This is a genomic window from bacterium (assembly GCA_040755795.1).
Taxonomy (GTDB): Bacteria; UBA9089; CG2-30-40-21; order CG2-30-40-21; family SBAY01; genus JBFLXS01.
In genome coordinates this window covers 1-21979 of sequence record JBFLXS010000014.1, presented here as the reverse complement: position 1 = coordinate 21979, position 21979 = coordinate 1, and the positions used below count along the sequence as shown (strand labels likewise).

The 21979-nt window shown below is 38.4% G+C and carries 4 protein-coding genes; 1 reads left to right on the top strand and 3 read right to left on the bottom strand.

The annotated features are described in order from the left end of the window. Positions 1-246: 246 nt before the first annotated feature. Positions 247-1260, bottom strand: a complete 1014-nt coding sequence (gene recA / locus AB1414_02070) for a recombinase RecA (GenBank protein MEW6606227.1) — start codon at positions 1258-1260, stop codon at positions 247-249. Positions 1261-1674: 414 nt separating this feature from the next. Here recA and AB1414_02065 point away from each other — a divergent pair, with 414 nt between their 5' ends. Beyond that, on the top strand, positions 1675-2313 hold the full coding sequence (locus tag AB1414_02065) for a histidine phosphatase family protein (protein ID MEW6606226.1): 639 nt from the start codon (positions 1675-1677) through the stop codon (positions 2311-2313). A gap of 261 nt (positions 2314-2574) precedes the next feature. Here the strand turns inward: AB1414_02065 and AB1414_02060 are convergent, their stop codons facing one another. Both AB1414_02060 and AB1414_02055 read right to left on the bottom strand, forming a co-directional pair. Beyond that, complete coding sequence (locus tag AB1414_02060) at positions 2575-21477, bottom strand: carboxypeptidase regulatory-like domain-containing protein (GenBank protein MEW6606225.1); 18903 nt, start codon at positions 21475-21477, stop codon at positions 2575-2577. A gap of 285 nt (positions 21478-21762) precedes the next feature. Then, the coding region (locus AB1414_02055) for a GxxExxY protein (GenBank protein ID MEW6606224.1) at positions 21763-21979 on the bottom strand (217 nt) is incomplete at its 5' end.

Here is a 21979-nt window from a genome sequence, read left to right as displayed (position 1 = left end):
TTACATTTTACAGTTATTTTTTTAAGTAACTGAAGTTTTACCTATAGTCTATAGTCTTATGTCTTATGTCTTATGTCTTGTGTCTGATGACCAGTGTCTGAATTGCAGTGAATAAAAAATAATTACTTGTGGTACTTACACCTGAACGCTTACCCAAAAAAGATATTTTTCTCTCTGTTTCTCTGCGTCTCTGCGGTAAAGGACTACCTGAACGGTTACCAGATTATGAAATAGTAACTTGTTCCCTTATTTTCCGGACGGTAAGAATCCAAACTTTTCCTTAATCTTTTTCTCAATTTCATCTGCGATTTGCTTATTTTCTTCTAAGTATTTACGGGCATTATCTTTGCCCTGTCCCAATTTTGTATCACCGTAAGAAAACCAGGTGCCGCTTTGTTGAACAATTTTTCCCTCTGCTCCAACCTCTAATAAACTTCCTTCATAGGATATTCCGCGGTCATACATAATGTCAAATTCAGCCGTTCTAAAAGGTGGTGCAACCTTATTTTTAACTACCTTTACCTTTGCTCGACTACCAATGACTTCTTCGCCTTTAAGAATTGGTTGAGTTTTTCGCATTTCCAATCTAACTGAGGAATAAAACTTTAATGCCCGACCACCTGGTGTTGTTTCAGGACTGCCAAACATAACCCCAATCTTTTCGCGGATTTGATTAATGAAAATAGCGGTTGTTTTTGATTTACTGATGGTCGAAGTCAACTTTCTTAATGCTTGAGACATAAGTCTTGCCTGTAAACCAATATGTTGGTCGCCCATTTCACCTTCTATCTCTGCTTTGGGAACTAAAGCCGCCACAGAATCAACGATGATTATATCTACCGCACCAGACCTGACTAAAGTATCGGCAATTTCTAATGCCTGTTCACCGGTATCTGGTTGAGAGATATAAAGATTATCTACATCTACGCCTATTTTTTTGGCATATTCCGGGTCAAGGGCATGTTCGGCATCAATAAATGCGGCTATGCCACCATTTCTTTGAGCCTGGGCGGCAATACTTAGACTTAAAGTTGTCTTACCTGATGATTCTTGTCCGAATATCTCTACCACCCTGCCTCTTGGCATACCACCTACACCTAAGGCAATATCCAGGGCAATTGAACCCGTCGGAATAGCGGGAACCTTTTCTTTTGCCTGTTCTTCTCCCAGTCGCATAATTGCCCCGCGACCAAAGTGCCGCTCAATTTGAGTTAAGGCTAATTCTAACGCCTTTTGCTTTTCACTTATTTCTTGTGCCATCTCTTTAAAACCTCCTTTTTTTGTAGTTACTTTTATTATACAACATAAAAATTTGTATGTCAATCAAAAAAGTTTCGTTTTTTTGCAAAGAAGTAGGGGTGGTATTTATTACAGGCACCCGATGGTTACTTTTTTCGTAACCGTTCAGCCACAGAGGCACAGAGTTCACAGAGAATTAGAGAAATTAGCCACAAATGGACACGAATTAACCTGTGACATTCGATAAATGTAGAGCGAACCTTTAGGTTCGTTTTCCTGCTTGCCAGAAGCTACAAATCTTTTTATTATTCGTGTTCATTCGTGGTTATATATTCCCTCTGTGTTCTCTGTGACTCTGTGGCTATATCCCTGAACGGTTACTTTTTTCTTGACTTTATGTCAAAAATGACTATACTTTTAAAAAGAGGATAAAAAATGACAAAGATTATCTTAGTCCGACATGGACAAACGCTATGGAATAAAGAGGAGATTTTTCGGGGTAGAATTGATATTGACCTTGATGAGACAGGACTATCCCAGGCTAAATTTTTAGCGAGAGCCTTAGGTGAATTCCAAATCAAAGCCGTGTATTCCAGTCCTCTTAAACGGGCAGTTAATACCGCTATTCCTATTGCTAAATATCGTCATCTTGAAGTAACTATTGATGAGCATTTTATTGATATGAGTTATGGGCTTTGGGAAGGAAAATCGGTTGAGGAGGTAAAAGAGTCATTCCCCACTCTCTACCAGAAATGGCAAAAAGACCCACATCTCTTAAAAATTCCTGAAGGTGAGAGTTTAGATGAGGTCAGAAGACGGGTAGTTACTAGATTAAACCAGCTCCTCAATCAACATCAGGACGAAACAATTGCTATCGTTTCACATCGTGTCATTAATAAAATATTAATTTGTGCCTTATTAGGATTAGACAATGCGGCTTTTTGGCAAGTAAAACAGGATACGGCCTGTTTTTCTATCTTTGATTATACAGATAACAATTTTGTTCTGACACAGCATAATGAATCCTGCCATCTTAAGCCTATGCAAGGACAGGTGCAATTGGCTGATTTCTAACTTACACAGGTCGTAACCGTTCACGCTATATATCAAAAGTGTCCGAAAGAGGATAAGGAGATAAGGGTGATATGGAAATAAGATAATAGAAATAGATTGAAATTTATAGAAATAGGTAGAAACCTGTTCCTGACAGGTTCAGGAATTGATTCTGGGAAATAACAAATTTCAATTTTTTTAATAATATTTCCCTCTCTCCTTAATCTCCACATCTCCTTTTGTTACACCACCTGAACGCTTACTTACGAACATAACCCCAGATTACCGCAGGATACCTAATTTACCAACCTTCTTATTCCCAGCGGGGTCTTTTATGAGGTAGATGTAGATACCAGAGGCAACTCTATTGCCTGACTCATTGCGGACATCCCATTTTTGAGGTGAGCTTTCTACCCTTATTTCTTTCACCAATTCACCTGCAATAGTAAAGATTCTAATTACAGAATTTTCAGTCAGTCTATCAAAGTATATGCAATCATGTCTATCTGCATAATACGGATTAGGATAGACGAATGCTTTTTCAAGAGTAGGTTCAAAACCAAATCCCATCAGAATAAGGAATGAGAAACTTGATACATCAGCCCACACTGCCTTATTGATAGTATCTACCTGTGACGGAATCTCTTGCCATCTTGCCGCTGTGTTCGTTCCTACTAATTTATAGATTCTTAAAGACGCCACGCGCATAAGTGGTGTAACACCATCAACATAATTATCATTATTGGCATCAGGATATGGAATGACAATACGCACTGTAGTTGTGATACTTCCATTATGCATGGTAAACTTCCGTAATGTACCTTCTACTCGATTTATTCTCACATTAAGCTCATCTTTCTTATTAGCCTCTTCAATTGCCGTTGTAGTCCCTGGAGTTATATCTATCTCAATATACCCTGCTCCAGTTAAACTACCACTTCCAACTTCCACCTTTGTCTTTCCATCATCTCCTATAACAGTTCCAGAGCTGCTGCTGCCTAATCGAAGAATAGTAACTGAATAAGTGGCAAAGATATTTGTACCTGTAATGGTAGCAGTTATAACTACTGGTGTAGTTGTACCATTTTGCTTAAAGAAAAATGTTTTACTACTTGTACCCGCAACAATAGTGAATGTACCAGTAGCACTCCATGCAACATCTGAAGGTGAAGGAGCAAATCTGGATTGGTCATCACCAGTGACAATAATTGTTGTCGTAACAGTTGCAGGGCTTGAATTCCCAAATCTATCTTGTGTTTGAATAGTCATTGTCCCTGGCATACCAGTGGTTAAAGTTCCTTCTGTTGGTTGGACAAAGGCTAATTTCTCAACTTGGCCTGGATTAACAACGACTGTAGCTGTTCCCCTCTTACCTTCAGCCTCAGCCGTAATATCTACTCTGCCAGTTTTACTTCCTGCAGTGAAAGTAGTGGTAGCAGAGATAGCAGTTGGTGTAATACTTCCACCTATATCACTAATTAACTGCCAGGTGTAACTTAACTCTGATGCTGGAATCGGATGTCCAAATCGGTTAACCGCACTGGCAGTAAAAGATTTAGTGCTTGCAACTTCTACTGAACTTGTGGTTGGAGTGATACTTACGGAAGTTACACTACCATGAATTACTGTCACAGCAGCCGTGCCTGGAACAGTATTTGTAGCAGCAGTTAATGTAAGTGTTCCTACAACATCATTAGTTTCAAGTACTACCGTTTGACCTGGACTACCTTTTATAGTTCCACTTCCTTCTACTATTTGCCATACAAAGTTAGTAATTTCAGCTAGCTCATAATTATACTGATTATATGCCTTAGCAGTAAAGGATTTTGTCCCCCTTGCCTCAATTGTAGCAGTAGCAGGCTCAATATTAATATGATGGACATTGCCTTTAACTACCGTAATTTTTGCAGTGGCAGTAACTGTTTGTGTACCAAATTGGGCTGTTACTTGCAAGACAGCGCTACCTGTATTGGTAGCTGTAAATACAACTGTTTGAGTGGTGGTTGCATCGAGATTTCCTATTTCTGGAGCAAGTGTCCAGGTGTAAGTAGCCCCATGGATAGGATAGCCATACTGATTAAATCCTTGAGCAGTAAAAGATTGACTACCTTTCATCTCTACTGTTGCAGTTGCTGGGGTAATGGTTACACTTGTTAGTTGACCATAGACTATTGACACCTTAGTACTACCAGTAACTCCTTGAGTCCCAGCAGAAATAGTACCTATGGTTGGAGTTGAGGTCGCAGTAAGTATAGTAGATGTACCAGTAAGAGGGTTAAGTGTCCCAATATCTCCTTCTTTTGCCCAGTTGTAGATTAATCCTTCGATTTCATTATTGTACTGGTCATAACCTGAAGCAAGAAATGGAAATGTTTGATTTACAGTAATGAATGGTGAATCTGGATAAATACTGATTTGAGTTAAGGTACCCGGTGTGGCAGTAGCAGTAAATGTCGCCTTCATTGACCCTTGTGCTGTAACTATGTAAGTTCCTGTCTTAGTCCCTAAGGTCAATGTAGTACTGGCTTTCCCTTCTGGATTGGTAGTAGTTATGGTAGAAGATAAAGTAGCTAAAGAAGGAGCAGAGACTATCTCCCATTTGACAGTATGTCCCACTATTGGTCTATTAAGGTCATCTGTTACTTTAACTACAAATGGTGCCAGAGTAGCAGTTACCGTTCCTTTCTGCTCATTTCCATCAACAATCTCAACTTTCCTTGGAATACTTATCTGGAATGTCGTAGTTGCAGTACCAATATTACCTGCCAGATCAGTACCTTCTGCTTTAATAGTAGCCGTGCCATCTGCATTAGCTGAAGTTATGGTTGCTTGATATGAATATGTACCATTTGAAACGCCAATAAATGTAGCAGTAATGGTAGCATTTGCACTGTCTTTTATTATCAAGGTTGGCGTACCGATTGTCTCATTGGCAGTAACATTGATAGTTATTATCCCTGTATCTGTTGTCCCTGGAGCAGTAATGGTAAGTGCAGGACTAATCGTATCAAATGTAACCTTTACATCCGCATCTTTGCTAACAGTAGAACTGGCAATTTGGAGGTGGCCGGTAATAGTTGCTTGTGTCACATTATCATCTGAGAGAACGGTATAAGTGCCTGTGTAGGTGCCCAGCTGAATTTCCATCATTGGCAAGTTAGTCCTCAATGTGCCAATATCAAACGTGGCCGTTCCATTTGCATCACCAACAAGCGTTACAGTTAGTATTTCACCTGCCTTTAGTGGTTTAGTAGCATCATGGGTAATGGAAGTAATATCCATTGTAACTGTAACAGTGCCAGTAATAGGAGTAAATGGAACTGAGGTAATATTATTGAGAATTACTGTTTCTCGTGGGGCAGTTAAACTAAAGCTAACAGTTCCACCATTCTTATTTTTAGCCTTGAAGGTAATATTTGCTACTGTTCCACTTCCAGAGTCAGTACCACTAATTAATCCTACACCATAATCTATTTTTCCAGCGACATTATCAAATTCAGCTTTAATCAAACCACCACCTTCAGGAAATCCACCTTGAGTAACAGTAGCTACTTCTAAAATTGTTGGGTTGAAACAAAGCCGTAAATCTACTGAAGTAAAGTCAGGAACATCTTCTAATCTAACCTGTAAGGTAAACTCCTCATTAATATTAGCATCCTTTGGCGATGGAACTATCTTCAGAATTGTCGCCCCGTTCAATGGTGCGGGTGTTTTTGCTGGATTTGGCACTTCTAATCCCTTAGTTTGTGTTTCTGAACCAGTCTTGAAATAGTTCATTCTCAAGACACCAAAGTCATAGGCATTTACATAACTATCTCCACTAAAATCGCTATTAATGTAGCCATTGCGTGTATGGGTCCCAGTATCATACCAATTCTCATGGTGAGAATCCTTGAAATATGCCATTCTCAGATAACCAAAATCAAAGGCATTGACTATAAAATCTCCATTAGCATCAGCATTAAGTAGTGTTAATGTGCCTAAGGTATTTACTCCTGGTATTATCGTAACATCTTTCCAGATTCGTGGAGATGCGCCCGGGACATAAGTGCTAATTGTTCCATAGATACCAGGAACAACATTTGGGAAGGAGAAATATCCGTTTGCATCCGTAGTCGTACCCCAGTTAGTTCCTTCAATCATAACCTCTATGCCTGAATGTGTCCCTTTTCGAGGAATGTCAAACATAGTATATCCTTCTACCATACCTGTTCCTGTCCCTTTCACAGTAATCGCTCCATCTATCGCCTGGAAGAACATGGATTCAATCTCATATAAAAGTAGAGTCTTTGCAGTATCAAAGGCAATATTAACTGCTCCTATTGCCTTTGCCTCAAAGGTAATAGTGATAATCGTTCCTGTCCCAGAATCTGAGCCTGTAAGTAACCCAACACCGTAATCTATCGTTCCGTTGGTATTATTATATTGAGAGCCAAGCACACTACCTCCTTCAGGAAAATCTCTTTGACTAATGCCCTTTACCTCTAATACCGTTGGATTGAATGTGAGATGTGGTTCTAATGTAGTAAACCCAGGTGCATTGCATAATTCAATATCCATAGTAAATGTATCTCCTTTAGAGACCGTCTTCGTAGCAGGGTTAACCTTAAATATTGGTGCAGCAACAATAGTAGTTGAGGTATCTGAACCTACTTTTGTTTCAACATTTCCTGCCATATCCTTTGCTACACTACGGAATGAGTAAGTATGATTAAGTACTCCCTTTCGGAATGTGGCAGAAGTACCAGTTGTCTCCTTAAGCCATAGGGTAAATGAGCCACCATTATCTGATACATAAATATCATAGCTGCTAATAGCCCCTGAAGTACCATGAGTAGTTGTATCTGTCCCTGCCCAACTGACCTCAAAGGCAACATTAGATTGAGTAGGAGCTAATGGAGTAACAGTTGATGTAGGTGGGACTAAATCTATCACATGTACAACTGGTGGTGTAGGTATCCACGGGTTATAGTCAAATTGTATATTTGCGTCATTTTTTATCTCCGTGCTGCCTGCCAAATTATCCTTTACTTTAACACTAAATTTTACATATCCTTCACCTTCAGGGGATGTAACATTAGGTGGAAGACCATTAGCATTATTCCAGAAGTCAAAGTACCAGGTAATCGTCCCACTATTAGAATCGTATGTAAATGTTAGACTTCCACGACCACTATTATTAAATTCATCAATAGATGAATAAACAACACCACCTATACCTACCTCTCCTGGAATCATAGAACTTAAATCAAAATAATCAGGATTAAGCCTGTCAATAATCGTAATCAGGATAGCATTTGCAGTAGCAGTAGCTACATTCTCACAACGAATAGTATAGTCAATAATTTGACCTGGCTTGATATATCTTTGTGGTGAGGCTAATTTATCATTCGGGTCAATTGAACCTACTACAGTTTCTATCTCGATAAACTTATTATTTGCATAATCTTTTTCTTTAGCTGAAGTACTAATTTCGATTGTATTGTACAGGTCAAGTCCTAATGGGGTACCGACTGGTACACGCACTTCTATTGTTGCATTTCCTTTTTTCTGTGCTTGAAGCTCTGAAATATCCCAGATAACTGCATGTAAATTGGTATCATAACTACCTTGTGGGTTACTTGATAGATATTCTACCTCTTTGGGTAATGTATCTTTTAGTGCTATATTCCCTGCCACTTCTGTCCCTTCGTTAGAATAGGAAATATGATAAATCTTTTTAAATCCGGGTCTTGCCTCCTCACCCCATTTATGTACCTTGAGGTCCACTTCAGGCTCTTCAACATGCGTAGTAATTGTTGCACGGTTATTTGTCATGTTATCTTCTTCCCAACTGCTCTCAATCTCAATTATATTAGTCAATGTAGTAGATGCAGGAGCAGAATTTGTTACAATAAGTTTAAAACTACCGGCATACCAGGCGGGAATAGTCCCTACTGGAAAGATTAACTGATTGCCACTTTGTGTCGGCTCAGTACCTGATGTATTACTTACATAACTTAACGCTGAGGCTAAAGTATCGGTAATAGTGGAATTTATCGCATCACTCGCTGAATGATTCCTATAAGTGATAGTATATTCGATATTACCACCTGATAGTACATTTCGAGGACCAAATTTATAGATACTTAATTCCACCTTCGGGTCAACTACATGAATAGTAAATGTTGAACGATTATTGGTAAGATTGTCCTCATCAGTTATGGTAGTAATCTCAGCTACATTGACTAAAGTATAAGATGCAGGAACATAACCTACATTTGCTCTTACTTTGAAGAATTTAGATTCATCAGGTAATAATTCCCCTATACTCCAGACAATTATATTTCCTGTCTCAGTTGCTGGCTCTAATCCACCTGTATTACCGACATAGATTACACCTTCTGGTAAAATATCCCTGATCTTTACATCATACGCTTTGCCAATACCCTCATTAATACATCTTAAATTATATTCCATCTGCTGTCCTGCGGTAACTTCATCTATCCCCCATTTATGTATACTCAAATCAGGTGTAGGAATTACAGCAATAGTAGTTGTAGTGGCCTGATTATTACTATAATCGGTTTCATGCGATGTGGTATTAATCACTATCACATTGGTTAGTGTAGAAGATGCAGCAGTTTGTGTACCTACTTGCACTACAAGTTTAAAATCTCTTCTACTCCATGCAGGTAGATTTCCTACTTGCCATATTACTTGATTTCCAGTAGTAACAGTACATGGAAAATCACTGGTATCATTAACATAGCTCACCTCAGCAGGTAGATAATCAGTGATAGTTACACTACCTGCCTCCCCGCGATTCATATTTCTATATGTAATATGATAAATTAACCTTTGCCCTAAACCAACCTCTTTTACAGCCCACTTATTGATAGTAAGATCAACTTTTGGCTCAACTACATGAGTAGTAATAGTAGCACGATTATTAGCAGGATTTCTTTCACTTGTTGGACTTGAAATCTCAACTACATTAGTCAAAGTGGTAGAGCCTGATGTTTGGGTACCTAATTTTACTCTTAAATTAAACCCTTCCCACCACCCGGGTGAGATTGTTCCTACCTGCCATGTGATAGTTCCGGTATTAGTTCCACTAACCTCAAACCCACTATTATCACTTACATAAGTTACACTGCCTGGTAGGTAGTCAGTAATAACAGTATTAGTAGCTGAGATATTACCCGTATTGCGATACCTGATATGATAAGTAAACTCAGTTCCTGTTAGTGCCTCATATACTGATGCATGTTTATAAACTTGCAAATCTGCCTCTTTGACTACTACATTGGTTGTTGCAGTCGCACGATTGTCATTTAAATGGTAATCCGGACTACCACTACTAATCTCTACTACATTAGCTAAGATAGTACCAGATGCACTATCATTTCCCACCAATACCGTTACATTAAACCCATACCAGCCTGGTGATAATGTACCGATTTGCCAGGTGATAGTTCCAGTATTAGTTCCACTAACATCGAAATTACTCGTATCGCTTACATAAGTTACACCGTCGGGTAAATAATCGGTAATAATGGTATTAGTAGCCGGGATATTACCTTCATTGGCATAATATATTGTGTAGGTGATTTCCTGTCCTGGGATAGCTTCTTTAGGTGCATATTTATTAATCTTTAAGTCTACCTCTGGTTTTACCACATAGTTTGTACATGTGCTGGTATTATTCCAATAGGCAGTTTCAGTAGCAGAGGTAGATATTTCCACTACATTGGATATAATACCAGGAGTAGTATCAGTTCCTACCTCAGAGGTTAATTGGAATATAACCCTTTCTCTCCATCCTTTCATAGTAATCGTACCATAATCCCATGAGAGGATATATGGATTTTGCGTTGTTCCTGAACCAGTAATAGTATGAGTTTTCCCAGAGGTATCACTAAAGTAGGAAAGTCCAGGAGGTAGAATATCACGCAGTACAACATTACCAGCATCGGTATTACCTAAGTTTTGAAATTCAATATCATAGACTACCTTTTCTCCAGGAAGTACCTCATACGGTCTACCCCATTTATTCACTCTCAAATCTACTACAGGCTTAACTACCTTAGTGATCATCGTACTACCGTTATTACCCTCATTACTTTCAAAAGTATCAGTAGTAATGCTAATCTCATTTGTTAGAGTTCCAGGCCATTCCGCATCCTCGTTAATTCGGATTTTTAAGTAGAAATAGTTTGGATACCATGATGGGTTTATAGTCCCTAATTTCCATGTTAGTAGGTTTTCAGTAGAAGTTGGTGAGCCAATTCCTTCAACTCCTACATATGTTATTCCACTGGTGGTACCCACCAGGGTATAGGTATCAGTAATAGTTGCTTGGGCAGGGATATTGCCATAATTAGCATAGCTGACTATATAAGTTACTACTTCGCCTGGAGCAAATTGATTTCCCCCCACTGTCCATTTACGAATAGATAAATCTGCCGCAGGGGCTACTGCTTCAATAGTACATGTAGCACGATTATTAGATATATCTGGATCTGTACCAATAATTAAGGTATCTATCTCAACTACATTATGTAATTTTTCACCATGGATTGTTTTAGTTCCTATAAGAACCGTTAAACCAAAACTTCTACCCCACCATGATGTTGGTGCTACAGTACCTATATTCCAAATTAATTCATAAGGTGATTGAGCCGTCCCTGAACCAGTAATTGTTGGAGTACCAAATACTGTATTACTTACATAACGGACATCTGGTGGTAATGTATCCTTAATGGTCACACTGCCTACCGGGATATTTCCAATGTTCCGATAGTTAATGGTATATGAAGTCTCCTTGCCAATAAGGGCCTCTCCAGGATAATGGTACTTGGATATAGCTAAGTCAAAATATGGCTCTTCTACATTAGTAATTCTTATGCTCTTATTATCATGTAGTCGTTCTTCCCTGGTTAGTGTAGTAATTGTAACTGTATTTATAAGTTTCTCAGGAGTAAAGGTACCAGTCGTAACAATAATATTAAAATGACCCCCATACCACTTATTGATAGTGCCAATATGCCATTTATATTTCTTGCCGTCTATCGTGGGTTCTATACCAAGTGTATTAGTACTATATGTTACTCCGGAAGGTAATTCATCAATAATCTCTACTCCGTATGCATCAATTCTACTGCGATTACCGTAACTTATAAAATAGATAAGTTCATCTCCACGAATTATTCTATCTGGTGCCCACTTATCAATATATAAATCAGTAATTGGTGGTACGACTGTAGTGCTTACACTCTCTTCGTTATCGTAAAGCTTAACCTCGTTAGGCAATTTAGTAATTTCAACTTTATTACTTAATACCCCATGTACATCCACACCTGTCTTCACATTGACATAAAAATGGTCTGATGAGAAAGGTGAGATGTCTTTAATACACCAGGTTAATACCTGAGGAGATGCTGTGGTTCCACTACCAGTAATAGCAGGAGTTCCTACCTTCCATTCGTCAGTATTGCTTAGATATGTTACACTGCCTGGTAAAGTATCCTTGATTTCAATATTGTGAAGGGTGACATTACTATAATTATGGTAGCTGATACGGTAAAACATAGTTTCGTTAGGTCCAATCTCATTTGGAGCGCTTTTATGCACGGCTAAGTCTAACATAGGCGGGGTAACCGTGATAGTCCAGGTCGCTTGATTATTTGTAAGGTTCTTTTCTCCTGCCACAGGTACTATTTTGACTACATTGGTCAAAGTATCTATTGCATCTAATCCTACTTTGACTTTTAGATTAAAATAGCCAAAATCGTCAGGAGTTACTTTTGGGACAGTCCATGTTAATATTTGAGGGGAATCAGCAGTACCAGAACCCGTAATAGTTGGTATACCCAATAGAGTATTGCTTATATAAGTTACACTACCGGGTAGAGTATCGATTATTTGTATATTGCTTGCAGTTACCTCACCGATATTATCAAAATTAATCTGATATTGAATTTCATAACCACTAATTACAGACTCCGGACCCCATTTATTAATACTCATATCAGGTATTCCGACTTTTGTCGTCCATGTTGCCCGGTTATTCCATTGTGGACCATCTTCAGTACCTGAAATCTCTACTACATTAGCTAATAATTTAGTAGTAGTATCAGTACCTATCTTTACGGTTAAATTAAAATGTGTCTTACTGCCTGCATTGATAGTGCCTATTTGCCATGAGAGTATGTACGGGTCAGTATGTGTTCCTACACCGGTAATCGTTGGGCTACCAAGAACTGTATTAGAAACATATGCTATTCCTACTGGTAAAATATCGCGGATAGTAACACTACCACAATCTTCTATTCCGGAATTCTCAAACTCAATCTGATAGGTTACTTCCTCTCCTACCATTTTTTCCTTTGGCCCTGATTTATCAATAGCTAAATCCGTTCTGAAGATATGAGTTGTCCATGTTGCTTGATTATCTGAAGTATCAGCCTCATAATCACTAGTAGTAATTTTAGCCACATTTATAAATGTAGTTTGGGTTCCAATTACCTTAACTATAATCTTAAAATGGTCAGTTTCATCTGTAGTCATAGTACCTATTTGCCAGGTAAGGACATTGCCATTTTGATTAAATGATAGTTTGCTGGTATTAGTTAGATAAGTAACACCTGCTGGTAAGGTATCGACAATAGTTACATTATGTGCATCTCCACCTTTATTTTCATACACAATATGATAGGTAATAGTTCCTCCTGGCAGGACATAACTTTCTTCAGCAGTAGTGCCATAATTTTGGCCACCACCCCATTTACCAAGCCACAACTCAGGACCAATCATAGTAAAATTAACATTTGTATCTGAGGCTAAGATAGTCTTTGTAGCAGGAGACTCATAACCTTCCTTCTTTGCCGTGACGGTATAAGTACAACCTTCTAATACTGGCAGACGATATGTTCCATCCGGGTTAGTGAAGGTCATAACTCTATCCCACAGTTCTGAATAACCCATTTCCGCCTCTACCTCTACAAAGCCTAATGTAGTAGTTCCATCTGGTGCATAGACAGTACCAGAGATAGTGCCATTATACCAGTTAAGGGTTAAATTTACATTTTTGTCTCCTGGATATGCATCTTGTACAGAGTGAGCCGTATCTAATCTTTTTGCTCCAATATGCCATTTGCCAGAGTTAGCAGGTAGATAATGTATATAATGTCCATAAATATTAGTTATAGCCTCTTGCTCAGAATATCCATCTTTATGCGCCCATGCTTCTGCTCCGAATATTCCACCGCTACCTGTAACCGTCCCCATAACAGTTGCTTTATTTTGAGTTAATACAAAGTTTACATTTGATGCCGGGAAGCTGGAGACAGAGATTTCTTGAGGACTTGAGTTATAGCCTAATTTTCTCGCCTCTAAAGTCCAGATTTTATCTGGTGTAACATGCAGTGTGTAGGTACCTGCATCATTGGTAACTACCCATACTTCCATATCCTCATCTTCATTTTCTGCCTCGATATCTACCCCTTTTACAGGTTCGCCGTCACAGGTAACCTTACCTGAGATAGTGGTTAAACCAATAGTAGAAATATCAAAATTTAGCGTAGTACTACTCCCTACACCTACATATACCTCCTTTTCTTTAGAAGAAGGATAGCCTATTTTTTGAGCCGTTACTTTCCAACTACCAACAGGCACCTTAAGTGTATATTGACCGTTGGTATCTGTAAAAGCGATTACTTCTGGTTTATCTGAACCATCTTTTGCAACGACAATTAAGTCTGCAGTTGGATTACCATTTAAACTAACTACTCCTGAGATTGATTGTGAATATGAGGTTTCAGTAAATTTAATACTGGCATAGGAAGACGACCCTGTTGTTATATCCATTGCTTGAATAATAAAATCTCCAACTGCTACTGTCTTTTGACCGAAAAGTACTGTTGTGCGTTTAATTTGACCGATAGAGGGATTTTCATCTGTATGAGAATTATCTACCTCAAAGAATGTCCCATGTATTGGCATATCATCTGCATCCAAAACACCAATTGTTCCTCTATCATGGTACACATAGAATTCTACCCTCCCACCTATTGAAGAATTACAGGTTAAGGTTAATGTTCCACCCGCAACAGTAGTAGCAGAGGTTGTACCATTTATCTTGAGGTCTACATTGACAGGGGCCTGATAAGCAATAAATCCTTGAATTCTATCCAGGTCTCTTTGAAAACCATATCTATAATGGTAATAAACTGCTGGTTTGATGGTAAATTCTGATGGGTGATGAAGTATATTTAGTGGTAAAGCTAATTCTATTATTCCACCTTGTGTAGTTACTGTACCTTGCTGTTCTAAGTCAGGTATATGTTGCCAATCATTATCACCATCCCAGGCTTGAATTCCCCACTGACTTTGCCAGTCTATATAAACCACTGCTACTTCAATATTGTTGTATACATTTGCATTGGTGTGAATACGAAGATTATATCTACCACATCTATCAGGCTCACTATTATGATTTTGAAACATAGCATTAACTGTACCATATACATCCATTCTAAAATATAGATTCTTATTATCCTGAGCAATATAGACTGCCTTAAGGTCTGAGCCTGAAAGTTTGGTAGAAGTTCCAGGGCCAATATTATCACCCATGGTATCAGTTCCTGCGGGTTGTATATTTGCTTGTGTCCAGTCTGTCCCAGTTCCATCAACATTGATTATAGCAGTAGGTATAGGAAATCTTGGTAAAGGTGGTACAACTACATCAAGTGAAAACTCTATACCAGAGCTAATAGAGCCTGCCTCTACAACTACTGGAGTAGGTGTCCCAGTAACCTTAGGTTCCCCATCAATAATCGTCAGAGTGCCACCATGCAAACCTAAAATATCTCCAGGACTTGGCTCTGTCTTCCAACCATAAGGTGGCTCTGCATCAAACCAACAGGCAATATAATAGGTGTTACTTCCAAGATTACCAATAGTAAATGGATAACTTCCTGCACCATTAATAGTAAAGGTATATGTTCCCTGTGCTTCTTCTTCAAGGAATGGATCTGTACAACCGAATACACACGCAGTGCCTGTCTTAGTGCCTGTGTAAGAGATAGTGCCTGTAATAGTGCCAGGTGGCGGTGGTAGTTGGACTTCATGTCTCAGCTCAAAATCTATACCTGAAGTAATAGAACCTGCCTTTACATGTACAATGGTAGGAGTGCCAGTTATTTGTAAATCTTCATTTCTATAAACAGCAGATAAATTACCATATATCCCAATTGGGTCGCCAATACTTGGTGGCGGTCCATCGCCTTTAGTATCTATGAATGCTATCATATAATAAGTACCTGAGCCAACTTGTAAGCTGTAATTATAGGTAAATGTACCACTCACACTTGTGGTCCCTTCTGTAACAGGACTTTCATCGAATTCTGGATTATCAAATGCGGCATAATATAAAGTACCCGATTTTGTGCCAGTATAGATTATAATACCAGTGATTGTGCCGTATTGTGGCGGTGGTGGTACTGAACCATACTCATAAGCCCCCATATCTACTATGCCATTGGCTATACGGAGATTGCCGTCTTTATCAGTAGCAGGAATACCTGGTGCTGTGTTTGAACCCCTGTCTATGCAAGGAGAGGTTTGCTGAAGATGATAGTCAGCTATTCCTGCAAATTGTGGGTCAGCAGAGATATCATTTGGTCCCGGTGTGCAATTATCATAATTTTGATTACCAGTATAGCCATTATCCCAAACACAGTTGTAGTCAATGACTGGATTGCCTGATCCGTACTTGGAGATACCATAATAATATGTAGTTGTTGTACCGTTGCTCACAATTATGTTGTTGTGGATAGTGGGAGAAGAGTTGTCGTTACACTCAATACCATGAAATACATTTCCAATAATCGTATTGTTTGTTATATTCGGTGAAGCATTCCAGCAGCAAATGCCATTGCTGTTGCTTCCTCTGATTATGTTATTCACAATGGTTGGAGAGAAATCAGCAAGACAGTGAATACCGTCCAAATGACTCTCTGAGATTATATTATCCCGAATAATTGGGGAGCAATGGTCTCCTTGGATACTACCTCCACCTACAACATTATTTCCTACAATTACATTCTCAGCAACCACTGGAGGATTGACCGAAGAATACTGAAAGCAGATTCCAAAAGACTTGTTGTCCTTTATCAGATTTCTAACAATCTCTGGGGAAGACTGCCAGCTATATATACCATACTTGTTTCCAGAGACAGTATTGCCTGTGATTTTAGCATTTGAGTGATTACCACAATGGATACCCGAGTGATTTCCCGTGATTATATTGCTTACAATTGTTACAGTTCCTCTTCCTAATCTTATTCCACATCCATCAGGATATCCTCCTGCTGCACCATTTATCTTAAACCCAGAGATTAAAGCACCATCTGCATCATCATCAAAATAAACAGCACTTACTGTCCCTAAAGGCAACACATCTATTGTAGTTGAGTTACTTCCTGCTCCAATTAATGCAATCTTTTTGCGAATACTAACTGATTCTGTATAAGTCCCAGAGGCAACGGATACTGTACCGCCTATAGCACAACTATTCACCCCTGCTTGAATGGTGCGTTTTGGATAATTTGGGTTTGTGCCAGGGTTACTATCATCCGCATTTGGATGGTCATCATCAACATAGATAATAGTAGTAGCTCTAGATAAGAATACAAAATTAACTCCAGTAGCAGTAGCTGTAGCATATTTAGCTGGCGGACTTTGATAACCCTCTTTTTCTACCTTTACTTCATACCGACAGCCTTCAAGTACCCTTAATTTATAAGTTCCATCAGGATTAGTAAGAGTTTCTGCCTCATCTCTTGTTGAAATCCAGTGGTCATATAAAGCCTTTACTTCTACAAATCCGAGCGTAGTTGTTCCATCTGGTGCATAAACAGTACCTGAGATAGTACCGTTATGGTATTGAAGTTGTAGATTTACATTTGTATCTCCTGCGTTAGCTTGAACTCTGGACATAGCTGAACCTCTACTTTCTGCGTGTGCATGAACAAGCCAGTCAGTAGAACCTGCAGGAACATAGAGGCAATAATGTCCATAGCGATTAGTTTCACACCACGGGTCTATGACATCTTGTTTCAAGCCCTCTACATATACTCCTAATACACCATCACCACCTGTAATAGTGCCCATAATAGTAGCAGTACACGGAGTTAATGTAAAATCTACATTAGTTGCTCCAGCAAGAACATTCTTCTCCTCCTTACCAGTATAGCCCATTATTTCTTCTACTTCAAGTTCGTATGTCTCACCTGGTTTGACATAGAGGGTATAATAGCCATCCTTATTAGTGGAAGTAAATGCCTCATTATCATTTTCTGCCTCTACCCATGCTCCAAATATCCCTTTTCCATCTAAATCTGTTACTCGACCAGTAATAGTAGTTAGACCTGCAGTAAGTATATTAAAGTTTACATTTGATGTATGGCTACCAGGTGCAAGGTATACCTGTTGTTCTACAGCAGGATAACCTCTCTTTATTGCCCAAACCCAATATGCCCCTGGAGGTAAATACAGTGTATATTGACCATTACTATCAGTAAAGATGTAACTTCCATACATTCCTCCTTCTGCTCCAACAATCATATTAGCTTGGGGATTACCATCTACAGTTACTGTACCAGAGATTGATTGAGGTAAAACATTTGGTGTTAGAGTCAAAATACAATAAGCAGAAGCTCCACTTATCACATCAACAGCTTGAAAAATAACTTGACCTGTAAATACACCTTCAATAATTTTTGTTATCTGAATCTGTTTTGATGTAGAATCCTCATCTACATGAGAATTATCCTCAATAAAGAATATTTTTCCTACCCAATCAGCCAAATCTAATACACCAGGTGCACCTTCATCAAAATACATATAGAAAATCACCTTACCACCAGGTGAATAGGAATTACATGTAAGAGTAAAACTTGCATCAAGAACTCCAGTAATAGTCGCCGTAGTCGTCCCATTTATCTTAATCCACTGCGTATAATCTATAATCTTAAAGTTAAGGTAATTGATTTGCTGTGGCCAGAGGGTAGTGGTTTTTGTGGTAAAATACTGATTGTAAGATGCCTTAACTGTATATGTTCCTGTAGATGGAAAGTTTGCAACAATGGTGTATGTCCCACCTGTTAGAGTTGTACTACTTCCTATAGATTGAGTATCTTTAAATATCTCCACTAACGCCCCTGCAATAGGATCGCCAATGGCATTGACTACCTTACCAGTAAGTGTCCCTGTACCGGATGGAGCAGGAGATTTGAATACATGGATAGTCGTTTCTGGCACTCGCTCATCCTTTACATTAGCCATAATATCTTCTATAAAATAAGTGGCATCTACCCCTGCGGCAATAAATTCTTTTGTTGCTAAATATGTTGTAGCAGTACTATCTACATTTTGAGCTATCAGAGATGTAAGTGCATGCCCTAAAGAAGGACTTTGGTAAGAAGGAGTGAGGCTACTGCCATATTTATAAGTCTGTATATTAGCAGTTAAGATGCTCTTTATCTCTTCAGCAGTTGGGTCAGCAGGCTTAATTACCTCTGGCTTGTTAGGGAAATAGAGCCAGTCTATTCCAGGTAAATTTGGATTTATTGGCCAGTAGCCATAGCCATATTGTGGATGTGTGTACCACTCCCTCTGACAGCCATTATTATGCCATTGAATAGCCCAGTTATTGTACTGTTCTATCTTAGGCAGCAGGTCATTCATAAAGGTAGTAAATGAGCCCGCTCGCCAATTAGCGCGTTTAGTAAGTACATCTGATATTGCCGCCTGCCAATCATCAATATAATCATTAACAACTTGTAGATTAGCTACCTCTACTATACCAATAGCAATTTCTTCATCACCATTTACATTACCTAAGGCGTCGATACCTGAAATCATATCACCTAAATTATTATCTGAATATATCAATGTGCCGGTGGCACTATAGACTGCCATCCCACCTGTTAAAATGTCCTCTGGTAGGTCTGGAGGTAAAGGAATAAAATCATCACCTTTATTAGCCTGGACAAATTGCTTTAAAAGGTGCCATTGAGTATTTAAATGTGCAATGATAGTATTTACCTTTGTATAATCAAATTTTCCAATGCCAATGATTACCTCTTCCGACCCATCATTATCAAGGTCTTGTAAGACAAGTGTAGAATTAAATGGCCCTTCAAATGATTGACTCGTGCCTACTTTGTTTAAATTAGCATCAAATTTATGTAGTTTACCAAGCCAAAATACTCCAGTAAGTTGTGGTATATTCTTTAGAGCAATATAATCCTCATCATCAACCCTTTTCTCACCACTATACGGGTCAACCCATCTTTCTCTCCATATCTCTTCAACCTCAACTAAATTAGAGATAATTGCATTGCCAAGATTATTTGCATGAGGAGAGTTACTAATTACTGCCTTGACTACAATCTTTCCATCTGAGGTAACCTTAGTATTTGTAGTAAATATACCTACTCGTTCAGAATCCTTAATAGTGTAATTTGCCCCAGTCCAATTAAGCAATCTAATCCTGGCATCTATGAGTGACTCAGGTGCATCAGGAATTTTAGTCCCTTCTGGTATAAGTAATTTTTCTTTCCAGCTTATTAATTCCTCTGATACTCCATCCCCATACCATGGATGCCAGGGAGACCAAGTATAATAAGTAGGTGCGCGAGATGGAGCCCTTTTAGCCTTAGATATTTGCTTTTCACCAAATAGTGCCTTACTAAATATACTAATTACCAGTTTAGCTGATTCAGAATCTGGGAAGATACTTTTAACCTCTTTAGTTTCAATAATCTTTCCCATAACAGGAGTAAATGTATCAAAAAGAGAACAATTCTCTTCTTCACTTGTAGGACCTGGTGCTCTTTTATTTGTCTTTGGAGATTTAGCCAGATATGCTTTAGCTATTGCCCAGCCTAAATCCTCGATAAATTTATTCATATTACCATAATTTAGGTCAGTTACATCTGCGACTACCGTATCAGTACCATCAGAATCAAGGTCACCGGCTGTAAGGCGATAAAGAAGACCAGGACCTGCAGGATGAAAAGAGGGATTATCAAAATTAGTATTACCATTACATTCTATCTTTACCATACTTGCATCTAATAACGGCCCTATCAAAAGACCAGAATGTAGTAAATTGGCCGCGGCAAAATATTCTTCATGATCTAAATATTGTTCAAGTAAATCAATTCTGTTTGAGGTAGCATCTGAATTTTGTTTATTGACTTTAGTTATCCCTATCAAAATTTCCTTTTTCCCATCACCATCCGTATCACCGATAGTTAAACCAAACATGATTGCATCCTTAAGCAAATCCGGGCTTTTATATTCATTTACGAGTTTATTTCCATCCCAACCATAGACATATACATAGCCATGCATTTCTTCATACTGCTTTGTCCAATATTCTGCTGCCTCAATGATTTGCTTTTCTAAAATGATAGAAAAGATAATCTCATCTTTGCCGTCATTATCCACATCTTCTACTTTTAAATTCGTAAGTAAGGGAATACCATCAACATGAATCCTGAGTTCATCCATAAGTTGACCGATTTCTGGATTATTAAATTTTAGTAAGCGAATAATCAGGGTACCTTTTGTATCTTCCACATTTTGTACAGTTAATATTCCTTCTGCCTTATCTGCAGGATTTTTAAGGTCAATTACTATCCAGTTGTAATTTCCTGAAGGCAATTTATTTCCATCCCCATCTCTAACATCCCAATTATAAATAGAAGTATTCCATGTCCATTTATTCCATACCATCTTATCAAATTCATTATAAACCATAATTAATGTTTTAGTAGGTAAGTTACTGAAGGTTACATAAGTATGTTCATTAGCATCGAATGGATTAGGTGTTACTGTAACATTAAGTGTACCAAGAGGAACAGGACCTTTAGGAGGCATTGCAGGAGGAGGTGGTGGTGGTGGTGGTGGTGGTGATTTTTTCTCATCACCTTCAGCACTAATAGCAATAGTCTCTTCTACCCCATCACCATCTATATCACCTTTGTCCATTTTAAGTACAGCACCTGGTGCAGAATACTTATACTTTGCCCATTGCGAGTATTCTGCCGCAGCAGAGTAATTTAAGCTAAATTGTACAAGTGTAAATACCATGCTCAAAAAACCAATTACCTTTTTACATCTTCCTTTCATTTTAAAAATCCTCCTTAAATAAAAATTTTTTAGTAACCGAATTAAACAAATTTATCGAAAGATTAATTTATTCACTCATTTAATTTTGTAAAAATCTGAATCATCCATAAGATCCATCTACTGAATTTGATAGAGATTCATTCTTCACTCCATTCAAATTCTATTATTTTCTCATCCTGTTTAAAATTTACATGGAAATGGTCAAAAATTCCGTAACCGTTCAGGGCTATACATTAGAAGTGTAAACAAGGAGAAATGGGGAAAAAGGAGAATTGGAGAAATGGCTCAAACTTTTTCTTGCTCCACCCTTCGGACATCAATCCTGGAGTCTGCGAAATTTACCAGTAACCCTATTTCTTTATCCACTGCTCTAATGTATGATCTAACCTGATTATAATACTTCCCACTTATCTCCTCAACAGTTTTAATCTCTACCACAATCTCATCTTCAACAAAAAGATCAAGTCTATGAACCCCAACCTCAACACCTTGATAGAATATC

Coding starts and splice junctions, on each gene's coding strand:
- recA (MEW6606227.1), bottom strand. CDS start 1,260: ATGGCACAAGAAATAAGTGAAAAGCAAAAGGCGTTAGAATTAGCCTTA.
- AB1414_02065 (MEW6606226.1), top strand. CDS start 1,675: ATGACAAAGATTATCTTAGTCCGACATGGACAAACGCTATGGAATAAA.
- AB1414_02060 (MEW6606225.1), bottom strand. CDS start 21,477: ATGAAAGGAAGATGTAAAAAGGTAATTGGTTTTTTGAGCATGGTATTT.